General features: G+C 64.2%; 18 protein-coding genes and 1 riboswitch. Of the genes, 7 read left to right on the forward strand and 11 right to left on the reverse strand.

Annotated elements, in window-relative coordinates; translation table 11 throughout:
* Positions 1-264 precede the first annotated feature (264 nt).
* Positions 265-3861: an indolepyruvate ferredoxin oxidoreductase family protein gene (locus AACO21_RS04525; RefSeq protein WP_346191302.1), complete on the forward strand. Its 3597-nt coding sequence runs from the start codon at positions 265-267 to the stop codon at positions 3859-3861.
* 187 nt (positions 3862-4048) lie between these two features.
* Here AACO21_RS04525 and AACO21_RS04530 read toward each other — a convergent pair whose 3' ends face one another.
* Together AACO21_RS04530 and AACO21_RS04535 are read right to left on the reverse strand one after the other, a co-directional pair.
* Positions 4049-4420: a hypothetical protein gene (locus AACO21_RS04530; RefSeq protein ID WP_346191303.1), complete on the reverse strand. Its 372-nt coding sequence runs from the start codon at positions 4418-4420 to the stop codon at positions 4049-4051.
* An 85-nt stretch (positions 4421-4505) separates the two neighbouring features.
* Complete coding sequence (locus AACO21_RS04535) at positions 4506-4976, reverse strand: Fur family transcriptional regulator (RefSeq protein ID WP_346191304.1); 471 nt, start codon at positions 4974-4976, stop codon at positions 4506-4508.
* An 81-nt stretch (positions 4977-5057) separates the two neighbouring features.
* Here AACO21_RS04535 and AACO21_RS04540 point away from each other — a divergent pair, with 81 nt between their 5' ends.
* The 4 genes from AACO21_RS04540 (at position 5058) to AACO21_RS04555 (ending at position 10782) form a co-directional block, all read left to right on the forward strand.
* Positions 5058-6140 (forward strand): GTP-binding protein, encoded by a 1083-nt coding sequence (locus AACO21_RS04540; RefSeq protein ID WP_346191306.1) that lies wholly within the window; start codon positions 5058-5060, stop codon positions 6138-6140.
* Complete coding sequence (locus AACO21_RS04545; protein ID WP_346191307.1) at positions 6134-6724, forward strand: 6-carboxytetrahydropterin synthase; 591 nt, start codon at positions 6134-6136, stop codon at positions 6722-6724. The genes AACO21_RS04540 and AACO21_RS04545 overlap by 7 nt, the downstream gene beginning before the upstream one ends.
* 121 nt (positions 6725-6845) lie before the next feature.
* Positions 6846-7101: riboswitch (cobalamin riboswitch) on the forward strand.
* Positions 7102-7226: 125 nt separating this feature from the next.
* Positions 7227-9332, forward strand: coding sequence for a TonB-dependent receptor (locus AACO21_RS04550; RefSeq protein WP_346191308.1), 2106 nt, complete (start codon positions 7227-7229; stop codon positions 9330-9332).
* Position 9333: 1 nt separating this feature from the next.
* Positions 9334-10782 (forward strand): PepSY domain-containing protein, encoded by a 1449-nt coding sequence (locus AACO21_RS04555; protein ID WP_346191309.1) that lies wholly within the window; start codon positions 9334-9336, stop codon positions 10780-10782.
* A 17-nt stretch (positions 10783-10799) separates the two neighbouring features.
* Here the strand turns inward: AACO21_RS04555 and AACO21_RS04560 are convergent, their stop codons facing one another.
* From AACO21_RS04560 to phaC, 6 genes are all read right to left on the reverse strand, one after another.
* Positions 10800-11105, reverse strand: a complete 306-nt coding sequence (locus AACO21_RS04560; RefSeq protein ID WP_346191310.1) for a cytochrome C oxidase subunit IV family protein — start codon at positions 11103-11105, stop codon at positions 10800-10802.
* A 3-nt stretch (positions 11106-11108) separates the two neighbouring features.
* Complete coding sequence (locus AACO21_RS04565; protein WP_346191311.1) at positions 11109-11729, reverse strand: cytochrome c oxidase subunit 3 family protein; 621 nt, start codon at positions 11727-11729, stop codon at positions 11109-11111.
* A 148-nt stretch (positions 11730-11877) separates the two neighbouring features.
* On the reverse strand, positions 11878-12357 hold the full coding sequence (locus AACO21_RS04570) for a nucleoside 2-deoxyribosyltransferase (protein WP_346191312.1): 480 nt from the start codon (positions 12355-12357) through the stop codon (positions 11878-11880).
* A gap of 93 nt (positions 12358-12450) precedes the next feature.
* The gene (phbB, locus tag AACO21_RS04575; protein ID WP_346191313.1) at positions 12451-13194 is read right to left on the reverse strand and encodes an acetoacetyl-CoA reductase; all 744 of its coding nucleotides are present in this window, start codon (positions 13192-13194) and stop codon (positions 12451-12453) included.
* A 45-nt stretch (positions 13195-13239) separates the two neighbouring features.
* Positions 13240-13980, reverse strand: a complete 741-nt coding sequence (gene phbB, locus AACO21_RS04580) for an acetoacetyl-CoA reductase (RefSeq protein ID WP_346191314.1) — start codon at positions 13978-13980, stop codon at positions 13240-13242.
* A gap of 25 nt (positions 13981-14005) precedes the next feature.
* Positions 14006-15736, reverse strand: a complete 1731-nt coding sequence (gene phaC / locus AACO21_RS04585) for a class I poly(R)-hydroxyalkanoic acid synthase (protein ID WP_346191315.1) — start codon at positions 15734-15736, stop codon at positions 14006-14008.
* Between the two features lie 172 nt (positions 15737-15908).
* Here phaC and AACO21_RS04590 point away from each other — a divergent pair, with 172 nt between their 5' ends.
* Entirely contained in the window at positions 15909-16127 is a 219-nt protein-coding gene (locus AACO21_RS04590; protein ID WP_346191316.1) for a hypothetical protein, read from the forward strand.
* 37 nt (positions 16128-16164) lie between these two features.
* On the opposite strand, the gene AACO21_RS04595 is transcribed toward AACO21_RS04590, so the two are convergent.
* Together AACO21_RS04595 and AACO21_RS04600 are read right to left on the reverse strand one after the other, a co-directional pair.
* Positions 16165-16932 (reverse strand): ZIP family metal transporter, encoded by a 768-nt coding sequence (locus tag AACO21_RS04595; protein ID WP_346191317.1) that lies wholly within the window; start codon positions 16930-16932, stop codon positions 16165-16167.
* A 111-nt stretch (positions 16933-17043) separates the two neighbouring features.
* A complete protein-coding gene (locus AACO21_RS04600; protein ID WP_346191318.1) occupies positions 17044-18684 on the reverse strand; it encodes a methyl-accepting chemotaxis protein in 1641 nt (546 codons plus the stop codon).
* Positions 18685-18827: 143 nt separating this feature from the next.
* Between AACO21_RS04600 and AACO21_RS04605 the strand changes: the two genes are divergently transcribed.
* Positions 18828-20381: a CHAD domain-containing protein gene (locus tag AACO21_RS04605; RefSeq protein ID WP_346191319.1), complete on the forward strand. Its 1554-nt coding sequence runs from the start codon at positions 18828-18830 to the stop codon at positions 20379-20381.
* A 90-nt stretch (positions 20382-20471) separates the two neighbouring features.
* On the opposite strand, the gene pgeF is transcribed toward AACO21_RS04605, so the two are convergent.
* Entirely contained in the window at positions 20472-21200 is a 729-nt protein-coding gene (gene pgeF / locus AACO21_RS04610) for a peptidoglycan editing factor PgeF (RefSeq protein WP_346191320.1), read from the reverse strand.

Below are 21200 nucleotides of genomic sequence, written 5' to 3' on the forward strand. Positions count from 1 at the left end.
TAATGAATCTAATACGATGTAACGATTTTATAACAACAACCACCCCGGTTTGTCACGAAATCAATACACCCATCCGGACAGGCGATCGAGTAGCTTCCCCAACACACTGATTTAAAAAGAAGTTTCAAGGTGGCACAGGGCTTGCCCTGTGGGCAGGCGGCCTTTTGCCGCACACGCATAAAAAAACGGAGACATCATGCCCATCTACCCGCCCGCCCCGCTTCACCGCCCCTGCCCGCTCACCCTGCAGACAGGCGGTGCCGCATGAAGCCGAACGATCTCCCGCTGCAAACGGTCAGCCTCGACGATAAATACACGGTCAAGAAAGGCCGCGTCTTCATGACCGGCACGCAGGCGCTGGTCCGCCTGCCCATGCTGCAACGCCTGCGTGACGAAGCGCAGGGCCTGAACACCGCGGGCTACGTCACCGGCTATCGTGGCTCGCCGCTCGGCTCGGTGGATCAGGAATACGCCCGCGCCGCCAAGGTGCTGGCCGAGCATCAGGTGCAGTTTCACCCGGCGGTCAATGAAGACCTCGCCGCCACCGCCGTCTGGGGCACGCAGCAACTGGCGCTTGACCCGGAGGCCGCCTACGACGGCGTGTTCTCGCTGTGGTATGGCAAGGGGCCGGGCGTGGATCGCAGCGGCGATGTCTTCCGCCACGCCAACGCCGCCGGCACCGCCCGCCACGGTGGCGTGCTGGTGATCGCCGGCGACGACCACGCAGCCAAGTCCTCGACCTTTCCGCACCAGACCGAGCATGTGTTCAAGGCGATGATGATGCCGGTGCTGGCGCCGGCCAATATCCAGGAATACCTCGACTACGGCCTGCACGGCTTTGCCATGTCGCGCTATTCCGGCTGCTGGGTCGCCTTCAAGGCGCTGGCCGATACCGTGGAAACCTCGGGCACGGTGCGCATCGATCCCTTTGCGGTCGACATCAAGATTCCGACCGATTTCCCGCTCCCGGCAGACGGCCTCAACATCCGCTGGCCGGACCCGCCACTGGTCCAGGAAGCCCGCCTGATCAACCACAAGCTCTACGCTGCGCTCGCCTACTGCCGCGCCAACCAGCTCGATCGCACGGTGATCGACAGCCCGGCGCCGCGCCTCGGTATCGTCACCTGCGGCAAGAGCTACCTCGACGTGCGCCAGGCCTTCGACGACCTCGGCATCGACGAGGCGCTGGCCGCGCAGATCGGCATCCGTCTGTACAAGGTTGGCATGGTCTGGCCGCTGGAGGCGGAAGGCATCCGCCGCTTTGCCGAAGGCCTGGACGAAATCCTGGTCATCGAAGAAAAACGCCAGCTGCTCGAATACCAGATCAAGGAAGCGCTCTACAACTGGAAGGAAGAAGTCCGCCCGCGCGTCATCGGCAAGTTCGACGAAAAGGGCGAATGGGCGCTGCCGCACGGCAACTGGCTGCTGCCAGCCGCCGCCGACCTGACCCCGGCGATGATCGCGCGGGTGATCGCGGCGCGCATTGCCCGCTTTCACACCTCCGAGCGCATCGAAAAGCGCCTCGCCTTCCTGAACGACAAGGAAGCCGCGCTCGCCGCCAGCAGCGTGCCCATCGTGCGTACGCCGCATTACTGCTCAGGCTGCCCGCACAACACCTCGACCCGCGTCCCGGAAGGCTCGCAGGCGCTGGCCGGGATCGGCTGTCATTACATGGCGACCTGGCTCTCGCCGGAGCACACCACGGCCTTCTGCCAGATGGGCGGCGAAGGCGTCGCCTGGCTGGGCCGCGCACCCTTCACCAAGCGCCGGCATGTCTTCGCCAACCTCGGCGACGGCACTTATTTCCACTCCGGCCTGCTCGCCATCCGCGCCGCCGTCGCAGCCAAGGCCAATATCACCTACAAGATCCTGTTCAACGACGCCGTGGCGATGACCGGCGGCCAGCCGCACGATGGCACCCTGAGCGTGCCGATCATCAGCCGCCAGCTGCAAGCCGAAGGTGTTGGCCGCATCATTGTGGTCAGCGACCGCCCTGAGCTGTTTACCGCCGAAGTCGGCCTGGCCAGCGGCACCGAGGTTCGTCACCGCGATGAGCTCGATGCCGTGCAGCGCGAACTGCGCGAGATCCCCGGCGTCACCGCGCTGATTTACGAGCAGACCTGCGCCGCCGAAAAGCGCCGCCGCCGCAAGCGCGGCAAGTTCCCGGACCCGGCGGTACGCGCCGTGATCAACGAAGCGGTCTGCGACAACTGCGGCGATTGCAGCGCGCAGTCCAACTGTCTCTCGGTGGCGACGGTCGACACGCCGTTCGGGCGCAAACGCCAGATCGAGCAATCGAGCTGCAACAAGGACTTTTCCTGCGTCAAAGGCTTCTGCCCCAGCTTCGTCACCATCGAGGGCGGCCAGCTGCGCAAGCAGGCGGCGCTGAGCACGGCGGATGACCTGTTCGCCGCCCTGCCAGAACCGCAGCTGCCGGCGCTCGACCGGCCCTGGAACATTCTGGTCAATGGCGTCGGCGGTACCGGCGTCGTCACCATCGGTGCCCTGCTCGGCATGGCCGCCCACCTCGAAGGCAAGAATGTCAGCACCCTGGATATGGCCGGGCTGGCGCAGAAGGGCGGCGCGGTCTGGTCGCACATCCGGATTGCCGCCGACGGCAGCCCGATCCACGCCGCGCGCATCGCCGCCGGCGAGGCCGATGCCCTGCTCGGCTGCGACCTCGTGGTCTCGGCCGGCGACGAAACCCTGGCCAAGCTGCAGGCCGGTGTCGCGCGCGCCATCGTCAATACCGCCGAGGGCATGACCAGCGAGTTCGTGCGCGGCTTTGCCCGCCAGGCTCGCAGCGGTGACGTGCAGGCCAACCCCGATCCGCAGTTCGGCGCAAGCGGCATGCAGCAGCGCATCGCAGCCGCCTTGGCGCAGGGCGACATCGAGTTCCTCGACGCAACCGCCCTGGCCACCGCCCTGCTCGGCGATGCGATTGCGACCAACCCCTTCATGCTCGGCCTGGCTTGGCAACGCGGCCTGATTCCGCTCTCGGCTGCGGCCATCCTGCGCGCCATCGAGATCAACGGTGCCGCCGTCGCCTCGAACAGCCGCGCCTTCCAGTGGGGGCGTCTGGCTGCGGTCGACCTGCCGCAAGTGCTGCGTCTGGCCCGTGGCGAAGCGCCTGCCGCCCAGCCGGAAGGACCGACGCTGGCTGCGCTGATCGCCCAGCGCGCCGACCATCTGGTCGACTATCAGGATGAGGCTTACGCCGCTCGCTACGCCCAATGGGTCGAGCGCATCCGCACGGCGGAACAGCGGGTTTTGCCGGGCAGCGAGGCGTTGACCGTCGCCGTCGCCCACAACTACCACAAGCTGCTGGCGATCAAGGATGAATACGAGGTCGCCCGCCTGCACCGCGACCCGGCCTTCCAGGCCAAGCTGGCGGCGCAGTTTGAGGGGGACTTCCGCGTGGTCTATCACTTCGCGCCGCCGCTACTCAACGGCGAGACCCCGAAGAAGCGCCGCTTCGGCCCCTGGGCCGCACCGCTGCTCGGGCTGCTGGCCCGCTGCCGCCGCCTGCGCAATACTGCGCTCGATCCTTTTGCCCACACCCGCGACCGCAAGCTGGAACGGCAACTGCTGGCCGACTACGAAGCCCTGCTCGCCCAGCTCGAACAGGCACTCAGCCCGGCCAACCACGCCGCCGCCGTGGCCCTCGCCAGCCTGCCCGCCGATATTCGCGGTTACGGCCCGGTGCGCGAGCGCTATGCAGCGCAGGCCGAGCTGCGTCGTCAGGCACTGATCGAGGACTTCAAGCAGGGTCGCACCCCCGGTACGCAATCGGGCGTGCACGCCGCCCCCCAGACCGGTGTGCGCGGCATCCCGGTACGGATTCCGGTGGTCAGCCGCTGAGTCCGACGGTCAACGTCCGTTCAGGCAGCAAAATGCCCGGCACAAGCCGGGCATTTTTTTGGCCGGTATCGGCGCGGGCAGCACATCTTCCGCAGGGCGGTTTAGCTGGGCGGCGGGAGATCGCAGGCCGGCGAGGCCTGCGCCCGCCTGTGCTCCAACACGCTTCAGGCTGCGACCAGATCGCGCCTCAGGCGGTCGGCGCGCCCAGGCCCTTGGTCGCCATCACGCGCTGGGTCAGGGCTTCGAGGTTGGCTTGCGCGTCCTCGGCGGCTTCCTGCATTTCTTCAGCACTGAGCGGGCGGGACAGCGGTTCCAGTTCAATGCGCTGGATGTTCGGGCATTTGGCGACGATGCCATGCAGGATGCTGTCGACCTTCTTCTGGCCCAGACCGAAGAGCACTTTTTCCAGGACGAAGAGGCGGATCAGGATGATGTCTTCTTCGTTTTTGGCGGTGGCCTGCACGGCCTCGATTTCCTTGCGGAGGTGGCCGCGTAATTTGAGCGGGGTCACGGCTTCCGGCACTTGCAGGATGGAATAGCGGTACTGGCCTTGGATCATGGTGGCAATCGCTTGAGAAACGGACAAAGACAGGATTGTCTCAAAGCGGCCGCGCCGCTAACAGCGGCAAACGGCATTTTTCTCGTCAGGTGGCGTGTTTGGCCTGGCAGTCAGGACAGCGCGTGGCCAGTTCGATCTCCTGGCAGTCAAAGCGGTGGCCGACCCGGGCCAGCTGCTGCTGAACGGTGTCGATCAAGCCGTGATCATGCAGTTCGCTGACGCTGCCGCAGCCCGTACAGACGAGAAAGAGGCCGGGCAACTGATGGCTTTCGTGGCGGCAGGCGACAAATTGGTTGAGCCGCTCGATTTTGTGCACCAGGCCCTGCTCGATCAGGAAATCGAGGGCGCGGTACACCGTCGGCGGCGTCGCATTGCTGCGCAGCGTCTTGATGCGGGCCAGCAGGTCATAGGCCTTGAGGCCGTTGTCGTGTTCGAGCAGCAGGGCCAGCACGTCGCGCCGGATGGGCGTGAGCTGGACGCCCTGATCCTTGCAGCGCAAGGCGGCACGCGCCAGGTAGTCGGCGCCGGTCTGGGCGCAGGAGGCTTCGGCAGTCATGGGCGTCATTGTAGAGGGGCGGGCTTGGTGATTACAAATGATATGTTATAACATTGCATCTTTCACCACGCATCGATCACCATGGCTTCGAACGACCGCCGCATTCCCGTGACCCTGCTGACCGGTTTTCTCGGGGCAGGCAAGACCACGCTGCTCAATCACCTGCTCAGCCAGCCGGAGATGGCGCGCACGGCGGTACTCATCAATGAATTCGGCAGCGTGGCGGTCGACCATCATCTGGTGAGCAAAATCGACGAAAACATGGTCCTGCTCGACTCCGGCTGCATCTGCTGCACCGTGCGCAGCGACCTGACGCGTAGCCTGACCGAGCTGTTCATGAAGAGTCTGCGCCGCGAACTGCCGCCGATCGAGCGTGTGATCATCGAAACCACCGGCCTGGCCGATCCGGCGCCGGTGATCTTCACGCTGATGGAAGACTTTTTCGTGGCCGACCGTTTCCGCACCGATGGCGTGGTCACCGTGGTCGACAGCACGCACGCCCTGGAACAACTGGCACGCCAGCCGGAGCCGGTCAAGCAGGTGGCCATGGCCGACCGCCTGCTGCTCAGCAAATGCGACCTGGCCAGCCCGGAACAACTTGAAGCGGTGAGCAGCACCTTGCGCCGCCTCAACCCCTCCGCCCCCCAGATCTATGTGCGGCGCGGCGAAGTCGCCCTCGCCTCACTGACCGACTGCGGCTTGTACGACCCTGGCAACAAGACAGCCGATGTCGCCAACTGGCTGGCCGAAGAAAAAGTCCGAGAAGAACGCCGCCAGGCCAACGGACATCATCACCACCACCACGATGTCGACCGCCACGATGCGCACGTCTACAGCTTTGCCCTGACCTTCGATCAGCCCTTGCAATGGGTCTTCTTTGCCGATGCCGTCCGCACCCTGCTCGACACCGTGGGCGAACGCATCCTGCGGATCAAGGGCCTGCTGAACATCGAAGGCGACCCCAAGCCGCGCGTCATCCAGTGCGTCCAGCAGGTCATGTACCCCTACGCCATGCTTGATGCCTGGCCGAGCGATGCGCCCTACAACGACCGAAAGAGCCGCCTCGTTTTCATCGTGCGTGACGTGCCGCAAGGCATGATCGAACAGGCTTTCGAGATGTTCTGCGGCGTCCGCGACAGCGGCGCACCGGCTGATCCGTGCTGATCCGCAAACGCTTCAAGTTCGAGCATGCCCATATCGTGCGCGGCTGCAGCACGCGGCGCTGCTCGCACTCGATCCACGGCCACTCGTACAAGCTCGACCTGCTGCTCGAAGCCGACACGCTGGACCACGGCCAGATGGTCTATGACTTCGGCCTCCTGAAGCAGGGGCCGAACTGGCTGATCGATGCCTTCGACCATGCCATCAGCGTCTGGGCCGGTGACGATCCGGCCTATCTGGCGGCCGCGCAGCAGTTTTCCGAGCGCTGGCTGATCCTGCCCGTTTCACCGAGTGCCGAGCAGTTCGCGCGCGTCTTCTTCGTACTTATCGACCATGTGCTGCAGCATACGCCGCACCGCAATGGCGAAGGCGCGGTGCGTCTCAACTCGGTCATCGTGCATGAAACCGAAACCGGCTACGCCCAGTGTTTCCGGGCGGATGCGGTCAACCCGGCCATGGGCCTGATTTTGCCGGCGGACGTGCAGTTCTCGCCCGCCCTCCGCGCCGACTGGCCCGCACCGCAGGCCAGTCCGGCCGCCGCCCTGCTCCACCGCCTCTTCCCCGCCCCGGCACAGCGTGCGGCTTGAGCATGGGTTGCCCATCCCGGCGGCAAAACGTATGATGCCGCCGCAGTTGTCCTTCCTGCACGGGGGGACAACGCAGTACGCCATCCAGACAGAACCGGATACCTTCCGGGTGGCGACTCAGGGTATCCACACTGCATCAGGTGCCTGTTTTGGTGACAAAACGGGTGAAACGGGAATGAGGTGCGCGCCCCCTTGGGGTTGCAATGCCTCGGCTGCCCCCGCAACGGTAAGCCAGTGCGGCTGCATCACGGTGAATCGACGATTCACCTGCCACTGCGACATGACGTGGCGTCCGGACGGACGCGCGCGGATGACGTGGGAAGGCGATGCGGCAAGACTGGCAAGCCCGGAGACCGGCCTGCTGCATTCGTGCTGTCCGAGCCATCGGTACAGCGTATGCAATGGATCGTCTGCGGGGATGCGGAGGATGACAGCGATGCGTCGACCACAGGTCGTCGCCGATCATCTTTGCGCGTGCAGACGGTCCTTTTGAGGAAAGACCATGTTGCACACTCTGCCCTACCCCTTGTTCACACCCAACCGCCTGGCGGCCGCCGTCGCCCTGGCCACGAGCCTGCCGGTTTTTGCCCAAACCACGCTGTCGACCGTCGAGGTCAGCGCTCATCGCAACGCCGCCAGCCTGCATCTCGATCAGGCCACGCCGACCGGCAGCCGCACGGGCATCACGGCGCGCGAACTGCCGGCCGCAGTCAGCACGGTCGATGCCCTGCAAATGCAGGAGCGCGGCGACTTCCAGATCCGCGAGGGGATCACCCGCGCCACCGGGATCACCGACATCGGCTCCGGCGGGACGGGGGGCTTGTCCTTCTCCGCACGCGGCTACACCGGCACCAACTCGGTCGGCATTGCCGAAGACGGCATCCGGATCCAGACCGGTGCCGGCACGCAAAACTATCCGGGCAGCGCCTGGGGCTATGAGCGCGTCGAAGTGCTGCATGGCCCGGCCTCGGTGGTCTTTGGCAGCGGTACGGTGGGGGCAACGATCAACGCCATCCGCAAGGAACCGAGCCGGACCGCCAGCCAGGAAGCCATGGCCGCCGTCGGCACCGATGGCGTCAAGCGCCTCGGGGTCGGCGCCACCGGCGGGCTGGGCGAGATTGCCAGCTACCGGATCGACGCCTACGGCACCGATATCGATGGTTACCGCGACCTCGGCCAATCCCGGGAAGCCAAGCTGATGAGCCGGCTGCGCCTGCAGCCGAGCAGCGATCTGCGCGTGGACCTGACGGCCGATTACAGCGTCAATCGCCCGGAACGCTACTGGGGCACGCCGCATGACAACGGCCGCATCCTGCCGGAACTGCGCCGCGAGAACTACAACGCCGACGACGCCGTGATCCGCTACGCCGACACGCGTCTGCGCGCCCGCGTCGAATGGCAGGTCAATGATCGCCTGAGCCTGAGCAACGAGCTGTATCACCTCGAATCCAAGCGCCGCTGGATGAACATCGAAAGCTATACGCTGAATACCGCCGCCCATCGCGTCGACCGTAGCGATTACCTGCACATCCAGCATGAGCTCGCGCAGACCGGCAACCGCCTTGAGGCCAGCCTGAAGCACGGCAGCCATCGCGCCGTGCTGGGCTGGGAGGCGGCCCGGGTAAGTTTCCGGCACATCAACAACGCCCCCTATGGCGGCAGTTCCAGCGTGAGCATCCAGAATCCGGCACATGGTCAGTGGTTCAGCCCGGATGCCACCCTGGCCAAATTCGACACCGCCAGCACCCTGCACGGCTTTTATGCCGAAGATGCCTGGCAGTTCGACGAACGCTGGCTGCTGCTGGCCGGCTTCCGTCATGACCGCGCCAATATCTATCGCGACGAACTGGTTTCGGGCACCGACTTTGGCCGCAGCCTGACCGGCAATGCCTGGCGTCTCGGCCTGACCCACTTCCTGACCCGCGATACCAGCGTGTACGCCCAGTACGCCACCGGCCACGATCCGGTGACCTCGATGATTTCGCTCAATCTGGCCAATGCGGACTTCAAGCTGACCCGCGGCAAGCTGGTCGAAGTCGGCCTCAAACAGAAGCTGGGCAACGGCCTGGGTGAGTGGAGCGCTGCCTTCTACCGCATCGACAAGGACGACATCGTCACCCGCGACCCGAACAACTCGGCCCTCTCCATCCAGGGTGGCAGCCAGTATTCGCAAGGAATCGAGCTCGCCGCCGCACTCACGCCTTCGCCAAACTGGCGCTTTGAAGGCAACGTCACGCGTCTGCAGGCGGAATACACGCACCTCATCGAGCGCGTGAGCGGCGTCGGCGTCTCGCGCGCCGGCAACACGCCGGCCAACGTGCCGACCTTTGTCGCCAACCTCTGGGGCCACTACCGCCTGGGTGCAATGCAAACCTCGCTCGGCCTGCGCCATGTCGGCAAGAACTACGCCGACAACGCCAACAGCCTGCAACTTGGCGCCTACACGGTGGCTGATGCGAGCATCGCCTGGCAGGTCGATGGCAAGACGACGCTGCGCCTGCTCGGCCGCAACCTGGCCGACAAGCTCTACGCCACGCGAACCTACAACAACCAGATGATCCTGGGCGAAGCCCGCCGCTTCGAGCTGGTGGCCGAGATGAAGTTCTAAGATGGCCAAGGGGACTTACCTGCGCCTGTTGCACCTCAGCCACCGCTGGCTGGGCATCGGACTCTGCCTGATGGTGCTGCTCTGGTTCATCTCGGGCCTGGTCATGCTGTTTGTGGCCCGACCGCAACTCGATGATGCCGAGCGTCTGGCCGGCCTGCCGCCACTGGCTGCGGACAGCGTGCGGGTATCCCCGGCGACCGCCTGGCAGGCCCTGGGCCTGTCCGGTGCGCCCCAGGCCATCCGCCTGACGGCGGCCGGCGGTACGCCGGCCTACCGTTTTCTGGCAGAAAAACGCTGGTGGCAAGTGGATGCGCGCGATGGCCGGATCGCACCGGAAGCAGATGCGCTTCTGGCGAGCCGTGTCGTCCTGCCCCATGCCGGCCCAACCGGCATTGCCACGGTGAGCACGCTCACCCAGGACCAATGGACCCTCTATCGCCGCTTTGATGCACTACGCCCCTTCTGGCTGGTCCAGCTGCGTGATGGCCGCGCCTACTACGTCTCGGCCCGCACGGGTGAGGTAGCGCTCGACACGGCGCCCGGCGAACGTGCCTGGAACTGGCTGGGCAGCGTGGTCCACTGGCTCTACATCACGCCCTTGCGTGCCAACACGCCGCTCTGGCGCAACGTCGTGCTCTGGGGCAGCGGGGCCGCCCTGCTCCTCGCCTTCAGTGGTCTCTGGCTGGGCCTGCAACGCTTGCGGCTGCGCCGTCGTTACCGCAACGAGCGCTGCACGCCCTACCGGCATGGCTGGAAACGCTGGCACCACCTGCTCGGTCTGAGCGGCGGCCTGATCCTGCTGACCTGGCTGTTCAGCGGCTGGCTGTCGATGGCCCCTTTCGGCCTGGGCAGCGCCCCACAGAAGCCGGGCCGCGCCGCCACGCTGGCGATGAGCGGGTTGACCGATGTGCCCGCCCCCACGCCGGAGAGCCGCGAGATCGAGTGGCTGATGCTGGGCAAAACGCTGCTCCGGGTGGATCGTCAGATCGAGGACAGCCGGATCCAGCAGATCAATGTGGGGCTGCCCCCCGGGGCGCAGCCCGCGCTGAGCCTGGCCCAGATCACGGATGCGCTGGGCGTACCGCTGGCCTCGGCCAGCTGGCTGGCCAGCCCGGACAGCCGGCATTACCCCCTGCGCCATCACCCACGCAGTTTCCCGGCTGCCCGGGTCGAGTTGGGCGATGCCGCGGGCAGCGTGCTCTACATCGCCCCGCGCAGTGGACGCATTGAAACCGTGAGCAATCAGGACGATCTGGCGTATCGCTGGCTCAACCACGGCCTACACCGTTTTGACCTGCCGGGGCTGGTCGACCGTCCGATGCTGCGCGATGCGCTGATCATCCTACTCTCCCTGCTCGGCATCGGCCTCAGTCTGAGCGGCTGCATCCTCGGCTGGCACCGGCTGAGCAGTACGCGACGCGAGACGCTGACGGTCGCCGGTAAAAGCTGATACGGGCCGGGCGGGCCCTAGAGGCTCGCCCAGCGCGCAAACTGGGCTGCAAACAGCGTGGTCAGCGCCAGACAGAGCGGCGTGATGGCGATGAAGGCCAGCAATACCCGACGAATGAAGGGATGCACGCTGCCCACTTCGAGAAAATAGCGCACGACCAGCCACCCCTTCAGCCACAGGATACCGGCCACGATGAGCGGCAAACCGCCTTGGCCGTGCCAGTGAATGCCCAGCCCCAGCGACAGCGCCGTCAGTCCCAGCAGGGCAAGCCAGGCAAAGCCCAGCGGCCGCAACGCAGTGTGATCAGATGTCAGGACACTCATGGCTTACACCAGCACGTAGAAGAAGGGGAAAATGACCAGCCAGATCAGATCGGTGGCGTGCCAGTAGGACGCCAGCGCCTCCAGCCCGGCATGATCCTCTGCGCTGTATGCGCCAAAGACATGGCGCAGCATCACCCAGATCATGCCCAGAATGCCCCAGACGGCATGCACGAGATGGTTGAAGGTCAGGTAGTAATACACGGTGAAGAAAATCCCTGCCTCACCATCAATACCGTGAGCGAGATTCCACTGAATTTCCAGCACCTTGGCCACGGGATAGCCCAGGGCAATGAGCAGGCCCGCCCCCAGCCAGGCCACGGAGGCACGCCGCCGCCCCGCGCGTACGGTATGCACCGCACAGGCCAGGCAAAAACTGCTGGTCAGCATGAGCACGGTGATCAGGGTGCCGGAAACACGGGAAAGCCGCTCGCTCCCCGCCTCGAAGGCCTCGGGAAAATGAGCCCGGGCGATGAAGTACACGGCAAACAGGACCAGGAACTCCACGAATTCGCAGCAGATCCCGACCCAGATGCCTTTATTGCCGGGCACGCGCCCGGATTCAACAGGGGGCGTAACGGGCGCAGTCAGGAGCGCGCATGGCGGTGAATCAAGCTCGGCCTGCATGGAAAAATCCGCAGAATGAAGACAGCCAGACGATGCCCGAAGGCCCGGGGGCATTCTTTGATCTGCCACACAAACAGGCAGGGCGCCGCAGCGGATCAAGACGCTTTATGGCGGCATCACCCCCAACGGCATGCGCGCCACCCCGCCCTCACGCAGCGTTCAGTGCCGCCAGCGCCTGACCCAGATCGCCCTCGACCACGGTACACGACGCCCCGAGCATCAGATTCACCGGCAGGCCAAAATGCTCGACGCCCCAGCCCGTCCGGTCGTACAAGCGCCCGTCCCGCTCGCTGAACGGTCCCAGCGGCGCGAGCAGTTTCTCGGCCTGCGGCCGTGCATCGGCCAGATAGGCCACGACCCGCTTGCCCAGCGCGAGCGCATAGCCGACCTCGAAACAGGTTCCCGAATCCGGCTCCAGGCCGCGAAACGGATTGAGATTGGCCAGCACGGCATCCGCCTCGGCAATCAAGGCCAGATTGGCGCGATAGATACCGGCTGCCGTACTTTCTTCATTGTCCAGCGGCACCAGCGCCTGATGCCCCGCCACCGCCACCTGAGCCCGTGCAGCGTCCGCCCAGGCCAAGGCATCCGGCCGGAAGACATCCGGCCCGGCAAGATAGAGTTTCATGGTCAGCTCCGGTCAACCTCGTTTACAAAGCAAAAAAGCCCTGATTGCTCAGGGCTTTCCACATCACGGCATCCGAAGATGCGGACGGGCGGATTACTGGTAGTACAGGCCGCCGTTGATGTTGATGGTGGCGCCGGTGGTGAAGCCGGACAGCTCGTCGCACAGGTAGGCGCAAGCAAAGCCGATTTCTTCCGGCTTGGCCAGACGCTTCATCGGGACGGAAGAAACGATGGTTTCCAGCACTTCCGGCTTGATGGCCATGACCATCTTGGTGGCCACGTAGCCCGGGGCGATGGCGTTAACCGTCACACCCTTGTTGGCCAGCTCGGCAGCCAGGGCCTTGGTGAAGCCGATGACGCCAGCCTTGGCGGCGGAGTAGTTGGTCTGGCCAGCCTGACCCTTCACGCCATTGACGGAAGAGATGTTCACGATACGGCCAAAGCCACGCTCGGCCATCTTGGCGGAGACTTGCTTGGTCATGTTGAACAGGGAGGTCAGGTTGGTGGCGATCACGGCATCCCAACCATCCTTTTCCAGCTTGGCGAACATACGGTCGCGGGTGATGCCGGCGTTGTTGATCAGGATGTCGACCTGACCGCAAGCGGCTTCAGCTTCGGCAACCATGCGCTGGCAGTCTTCCAGGACGGAAACGTCACCGCCGACGCAGACGAGGTCGTTGAAGCCGGCAGCAGCCATTTCCTTCAGCCACTCTTCCTTGTTGTCGAATTGCGGATGGTAAGCGGCAACCACCTTGTGGCCGGCCTTGGCCAGTTGTTGGCAGATAGCCGTACCCAGACCACCCATGGCACCGGTAACGATAGCAACGCGCTGCGTCATATTACTTCCTTCCTTTTGTTGATTTGACTGCTAAAAAACCACCGGTCAGAACATGTGCTGACCGCCGTTAATGGAAATATTCGCCCCCGTCACGAAGGCGGCTTCGTCGGACGCGAGGTAGGCCACGAGTCCGGCGATTTCTTCCGGCTTACCCAGGCGGCTGACCGGGATCTGCGGCAGGATCTTGGAATCCAGGATTTCCTGCGGGATCGCGGTCACCATCTTGGTGCCGATATATCCGGGCGAAATGGTGTTGACCGTCACCCCGGCACGCGCCACTTCCAGCGCCAGCGCCTTGGTGAAACCGTGCATGCCTGCCTTCGCGGCAGAGTAGTTGGTCTGCCCGAAGGCACCCTTTTGCCCATTGACCGAGGAGACGTTGATGACGCGGCCCCACTTGCGCTCCGTCATCCCGTCCATGACCTGCTTGGTCATGTTGAAGACGGAGTCGAGGTTGGTGTTCATCACCGCGTCCCAGTCGCCCTTGGTCATTTTCTTGAAGGTCATGTCGCGCGTGATGCCCGCGTTATTGACCAGCACATCGACCGGACCGACTTCCGCCGTCACGGCGTCGACGCAGGCTTTCGCCGAGTCGAAATCGGTCACATCGCACGGGTAGGCCTTGAAGCCATAGCCCATGTTGTTCATGTTCTTCAGCCATTCGGCTGCCTTGCCGTTGCCCGGCGAATACGTCGTGACAACCTTGTAGCCCAGGGCGGCCATCTTGATACAGATGGCCTCGCCAAGACCGCCCATCCCTCCGGTAATCAATGCTACTCGCGACATGTGTCTTCCCCCTCCTCAGAGTTTGTTAGACCGCGCGTTCTCTCACATAACGTCCGGGTGCCGGTTCGATCGGCTTGTATTTGGTATTCCCCGGCTTGCGCGGCGACCGCTGCTCTCCTGCAAACGGTTTCAACCAGGCGGACCAGTCATGCCACCAGCTGCCCGGTTTTTCTTCGGCAGCGGTCAACCACCCCGCTGCATCGGTTTTCACATCTTGATTGATCCAGTAACTGCGCTTGTTCTTGCTGGCCGGGTTGATCACGCCGGCGATGTGTCCGGATGCACCGAGTACGAAGCGGACATCACCGCCCAGAATACGGGTGCTCTGATAGGCGGACTGCCAGGGCACGATATGGTCTTCGCGCGTGGCCAGCAGATAGACCGGCATGTCGAGCGTACCGAGGTCGAGCTTGACGCCGCACATCTCCAGTTTGCCCGGCACACGCAGGCTGTTGTCGTGGTACAGGTTGCGCATGTACCAGCAGGCAAACGGCCCCGGCAGGTTGGTCGAGTCTGAATTCCAGTACAGCAGGTCGAAGGCCTGCGGCTTCTGGCCTTTCAGGTAATTGCTCGTGACGTAGTTCCAGACCAGGTCGTTGGCACGCAGGAACGAGAAGGTGTTCTGCAAATCGCGCGCCGGCAGCAGACCGCCCTTGCCGATCGTCGACTCGCGGGCCACCAGGCCGTTATCGTCGATAAAGAGGCCGATTTCGCCGGTATCGGTGAAGTCGAGCAGGGTCGTGAGCAGGGTCAGCGAAGCCACCGGGCTCTCGCCACGCGCTTTCAGCACGCCCAGCGCAGAGGTCAGGATGGTGCCGCCAACGCAGAAACCCAGTGCATTGAGCTGCTTGACCTTGGTGATCTCCTGAATGACGCGCAGGGCGGTAATCGGCCCCTGCTCAAGGTAGTCGTCCCAGGTCAGATGGCCTTGATCTTCGGTCGGATTGCGCCAGGAGACCAGAAATACGGTATTACCCTCGGCCACGGCGTAGCGGATCAGCGAGTTGTCCGGCTGCAAGTCCATGATGTAGAACTTGTTGATGCAGGGCGGCACGACCAGCAGCGGGCGCGTGCCCACTTTCGGGGTGAGCGGTGCGTACTGGATCAGCTGCATCACCTCGTTTTCGAACACCACGGCACCTTCGGTGGTCGCGATGTTCTTGCCGACCTCGAAGACCGATTCATCGGTCATCGAAATGCGGCCTTTCTCGAAATCCTGGATCAGATTGTTGATCCCGTCCGTGATGCTCTGGCCCTGCGTATCGAGCGCCCGCTGGATGAACTCCGGATTGGTCGCTGCAAAATTCGACGGGGCCATCGCATCGGCCACCTGACGGGCGAGGAAGCGCATGCGGTTGCGGGCCTTGTCGTCCGCCGCCGGGATCACCTCGACGAGATCCTTCAGATAACGCGTATTGAGCAGGTAGGCTTGGTGAATGTAGTCGTAGAGCGGACTATCGCGCCATTCGGCAGAAGAGAAGCGACGATCACCCGGCTCCGGGGCCACCTTGAAGCTTTCCGGCCGTCCCTGTTGCTTGCCGAGCACGGACTGCCAGAGCGACATCTGCTGATCGAGCAGCTTTTTCTGCAATTCGGTCAGCGCCTGCGGGTCGACCGGCGGCGGCTGGGTCAGGGTCGGATTACCGGCCTTGCTGACAAATTCCATGAACTGCTGCGCCATGTTCTGGCCTGCCTGCATGAACTGCATGGCCGTGCCAAGAAATGCGTCGTTGCTGTTCGATCCCTGCTGCGCCATGGGCTTCTCTTTTGTGATGTCGGGGTTGTAGCTCTTGGATTCTGCATACCGACCCCGAGGCTGTCAATGCGTTTGCATGCATAATTGCAGCCGTGGGAAAAGGCGCACACACATTGTTTCAGAAGCCTGTCCCGCAGGTTACAAATCAGGACATCTTCATTTACGGACCGACATGTCGCTCGCGCTCATCATCGTCATCGGCTGGCTGTACGTCACCCTGCTGGTGGCTGCCAATGAACCCACCGTTGTGGCGGGCATCATTTCCTTTCTGTTCTACGGCGCCCTGCCCTGCGGCCTGATTCTTTATTTTGCTGGCAGCAAGGTGCGCCGGCAGCGCCGCGCCTATCTGGAGCAACGCGCCCGCGAGCAGGGTAAGAACAGTACGGAATAAAGCCGGGAAGCCCGTCCGGACCACCCGGAATGGCGTGTTATTCGCCGACCAGGGTCTGAACGAGCGCGATCGACGCGACACCGAGACCGATCAGGAGCACCTGCTGCAGGGTGGCCTTCAACTCGGTGCGCTTGTGCAGACTGGGAATGAGGTCAGCCACCGCCACGTAGATCATGCTGGCAGCCGCCAGGCCAAGCAGGGACGGAATCCAGTCGGTCAGCGCGGAGAGCGCAAAGTAAGCCAGCATGGCGCCGATCAGCGTGGCCAGGCTGGACAGCAGGTTGAAGGCGAGCGCCTTGGCACGGCTGTAACCGCTGTGCAGGAGGATCAGGTAATCCCCGACTTCCTGCGGGATTTCATGCGCGATGATGGCCAGCGCCGTGACGATGCCGAGTTCGGTGTTTTCCATGAAGGCGGCCGCGATCAGGATGCCATCGACAAAATTGTGGAAGGTATCGCCAATCAGGATGAGCATGCCGGAGCGCCCATGGTCGTGGGCCGGCGCGTGCGCCTCATGGGCTTCGCAATGATGGTGGTGGCAATGCCGCCAGAGCACCAGTTTTTCCAGAACGAAAAAGGCCAGGATGCCGAACAGCACCATCATCGTCATGTGATGCGGATCGCCATGCTCCAGCGCATGCGGCAGGATTTCCAGGAAGGCGGCACCGAGCAGCGCGCCAATCGCGTAGGAAATCAGGACATTGACCCGATGCGCCCCCAGGGTCACACCGATCCCGGTCGCAGCCAGCACGCTGAGCAGGCCACCGGCCAGGGAAACCGTAATGATCCAGGAAAGGGTATTCACGAGACGTCCGAAAAACAAAAGTCCGGCATTATACGCCCACCCACCGGACTCCTGAATGCGGACAGCCGGCAGGTGCGCCTTGCCCCTGCCGGCAACCTTTGCAAAGCCTGATCAGACCGCGAACTGCAGCGTCTGGGCCTGCAAGCGTCCGGCCAAGTCCGCCACTTCGCCAGCCGAATCGGAGGAGCGCGCTGCGGCCTCCGCCCCCCGCTCGATCATCTGGGCCATGCGCTCGGTACTCTGGGCGATCTGCTCGGCGGCACGGCGCTGTTCGGCCAGCACTTCGACGATTTCGCCCGCAGCCAGCGCAGAGCGTTCGCAATAGCTTTCGATCTGCACGATGGCCGATTCGGCCGTGGAGGCCAGGTCCGTCCCGCGCTGGGCGCGCTCGACGGTCGACGCCACGGCGGTCATGGTTTCTGCCGCGGCCTGATTCAGGCAGGTGACCAGACGATCGATCTTCTGGGTAATCTCCGAGGTATGGCTGGCCAGCTTGCGCACTTCGTCCGCCACCACCGCAAAGCCCCGCCCCGCCTCTCCGGCGCGCGCCGCTTCGATGGCGGCATTGAGCGACAGCAGATTGGTTTGCTCGGAAATCTCCTTGATTTCGCCGGCAAAGCGCCCAATTTCCCGCGTGTGGGCCTGCAGTTGCGCCATCGCGTCCGAGGAAGCCCCCGCCTGCTGCGCAATATTGCCGATCTCGGCGATCGCCGCGTGGATGGTCTCCCCGCTGCGCACGGCGGTTTCGCGGGTACTGCGGCTGGCATCCGCCGCATTACCCGCACTTTCCGCCATCACGGCAATCGCTGTGGTGAGTTCCTCGATAGCGGCGGTAATGGCCGCAGCGGAATCGCTCTGCTCGGCCGTCGCCCCTGCCACTTCCTGCGCCGACAGGCGCATGGCATCTGCGTTGGAGGCGGTCTGCGTGGCCCCGCGTTTCACCTCGCCAATCAGGTCGCGCAGGCGGGCCTGCATGGCGGCAATCGAGGCGACCAGCGAGCCGGCGGCAAGGCGGCCAGCATCCAGGCTGTGCGTCAGGTCGCCTTGAGCAACCCGCTCGGTGGCCGCCATGACCATGCCGAGCTCCCCTCCCAGGCGCTGCAGGATGCCGCGCCCCAGCAGGAATGCCAGCACCAGGGAGAGCAACGCACCACCCAGCCCGACCACGAGAATGAGGGCAACCGTAGCGTGATAGCGCGCATCGGCAACCTCGGCCGAGCGGGCCATTTCGCGCGTGGTCCCGGCGCTGATGTCGGCAAAGGCCGCCGCCAGCGCCTTGAGGAGCGGCAGGTCTGCCTCGCGAATCGCCGCATCCACCATCACGCTGTATTTCGGCATGCCCGGCTCGTTTTCGGCGAGCACCTGGTCATACAGGGTATTCAGTTCCTCGGCTTGCTTGCGGATCTCGACGGCTTGCGGATACAGGGCTTCGAGCGCCGCAATTTCCTGCCAGAAAGCCTGTCGACCGGCGTCGAACTCGACCCGGCTCTTGTCGTACTCGGCAGCCATGAAATTGCGCAGCACCATCCCGTTCAGACCACGCTGCTGCATCTGAAAAGCCTCCTGCGCCGCACTCACCCGTGCCAGCGCACGCGACTGCACCGCCACATCCTGCGAGACCTGGCGCACATCTTCACGGAAGGCGGAAAACGCCAGCAAGGCAGCGACCAGCAGGCTCAGGCCAACCAGAATTCCCAGGGCCGCCATCACGATCAGGCTGGCTCGAATCGACATACAACGCATCAGGCGCATGAATCCATTCCAGAAAACAATGAGCCCGAAGAATATTGAGACAGTGTTGCAGGGACTTTACATTCACCCCACTTGCCGTCCACGGTAGATGCCGAAGGCCGCCCTGCGCTAGACTTGGTCGTTTCATTCCCAAAGCATCCGGCATGGCCACCGAAGTAGAACTGAAGCTTGCCTTTCCCGCCGACGCCCTCGCCGCCGTCGAAGCCCATCCGTTGATCGCAGCCAGCACGGCGCACGGTCCGGAAAAACTGCTCGACAACATTTATTACGACACACCGGATCTCGTGCTGCACGCCAACCGGATTGCCGTCCGCACCCGAAGGATCGGCGAGCGCATGCTGCAGACCATCAAATGTGCAGCGCAGTCGGTCGGCGGCCTGAGCAGCCGACCGGAGTGGGAACAGCCGTACACCGGCAGCTTCGATTTTTCGACGGTCGACGTCCCGGATGTGCAGACATTGCTCATCCAGCGCCAGGCCGACCTGCTCCCCGTATTCAGCACCGTTTTTCGCCGCCAGACCCGGCTCGCCACGCCGCGCCCCGGCGTGCGCATCCTGCTCATGATCGATCACGGCAAGGTCGTGACCGGTGACGATGCCGCCCCGATCTCCGAACTGGAACTCGAACTGGCTGAAGGCAGCCCGGCCGATTTGCTCGATTTCGCCATTGCCCTCGGGCAGGATCTGCCGCTGCTGCCGCAGGATGTCAGCAAGGCCGAGCGCGGCTTCCGCCTTTTCCGGCAGGAAACCGAGCAGGCGCAACGGCCGGGCAAGCTGCGCCTGAACCGCCAGCTCACGGCACTCGAAGCCTATCGTCACCTGATCGGCGAAGCCCAGCGCTGCTGGCTGGCCAACCTGCATGGTGCACTGAATCACCCCGAGGAGCCGGAGTTCATCCATCAATACCGGGTGACCCTGCGCCGCATGAACACCCTGATCAAACTCTTCCGCCCAGTTCTGGACCCGGCCTATGCCGTCGAATGGACCGCAACGCTCAAGGGGCTGGCCCGGCAATCCGGCGAAGCACGCGATCTCGACGTGATGATCGAATCCATCCTGCAGCCCATGAGCTGCACCGAGGAAGCCAGCCCGCATCAGGCCCTGGTCCAGCAGATGCTGGCGGCGACGCTGGCCCATCGCCAGGCCGCCGAAGCGGCCTTTGCCGGCTCGATCTCGCCGCAGCCCATCCTGCATTTCACCCGCGCCCAATTGCTGCTCGACATGTCACGCGACCTGCCGGCCGCCCGCTTTGTCGAAAAACGCCTGAGCAAACTGCATCGGCGTGCGGTGCGCCACTATCAGGCGGCGAGCATGAACCCGACCGCCGAGGCCGCCCATCGCCTGCGTATTGCGTTGAAACACCTGCGCTACAGCTGCGAATATTTCTCGCCGCTCTTTGCCGACGAGGCCATGCTCACCGACTACGCCCGCCAGGCCGCGCGCATTCAGGATGATCTGGGCTTCATCAACGACGTCCATCAGGCCCGCGCCCGTCTGGCAGCCTGGTCTGCAGACGATGCCGCGCTTCAGGCGGGATTGCAGCTGCTCGAAAATTGGTATCAGGGCGAGGTCGACCGTCGGCTTCAGGGCGCGCTGGACAAAACCGGCACCCTGCTGGGCGAATGCCTGCCCTGGTGCATGGCCTGCGAGCGCCATGGCAAACCGGCCCGCCGCCATCTCAAGGACAGCGTCGAATAGCCGCATCACAACGCAGCGAGCCAGCGGCCCCTGCGGCGAATACCGCAAACGACCGCAAGGCCGAGCGCATCAAAGACTGAACAATGACGCTCAGGCCAGCCAGATCAGGCTGGCCTGACGGCCCGTCACGCCGTCGCGCCGATACGAGAAAAAGGATGCCGGCTCGCTGAAGGTACAGTGCGTTCCGCCGTACACTGCCGTCACCCCCAACGCGGCCAAGCGCTGCCGGGCCAGGGCATACAAATCGGCCAGCCAGCGGTCGCCGGTCCCCGGCGTGAAGGCCTGCGCGGCAGCGGCATCGCGTGCGACAAAGGCTGTCCGCACTTCCCCGCCCACCTCGAAGGCCGTCGGGCCAATGGCCGGGCCCAGCCAGGCCAGCAGTTGATCGCCCGGCGTTGCCATGGCTTGGACGCTGGCTTCCAGCACGCCTTCCAGCAAACCGCGCCAGCCGGCATGAGCGGCCGCCACCACGCTGCCCGCCCGGTCACACAAGAGCACGGGCAGGCAATCAGCCGTCATCACGACACAGACCGCACCGGGCGTCCGCGTGAATGCCGCATCGGCCACCGGCGTTTTCAGGCCTTGCGCGGGGTCGACCGTCTGGATGCCGTGCACCTGCTGCAACCAGACCGGCTCAGCCGGCAACAGCGCACTGAGCCGTGCCCGATTGGCGGCCACCGCTCCCGGTGCATCGCCGACATGGTCGCCGAGATTCCAGCGATCCCACGGCGCGGCGGAGACACCGCCGGTACGCAAGGTCTGCAGGGCACGCACGCGGGCCGGTGCCGGCCAGTCCGGGACAAAGCAATCCGGTGCCAT

The organism is Dechloromonas sp. ZS-1 (genome assembly GCF_039649255.1).
Taxonomy (GTDB): Bacteria; Pseudomonadota; Gammaproteobacteria; order Burkholderiales; family Rhodocyclaceae; genus Azonexus.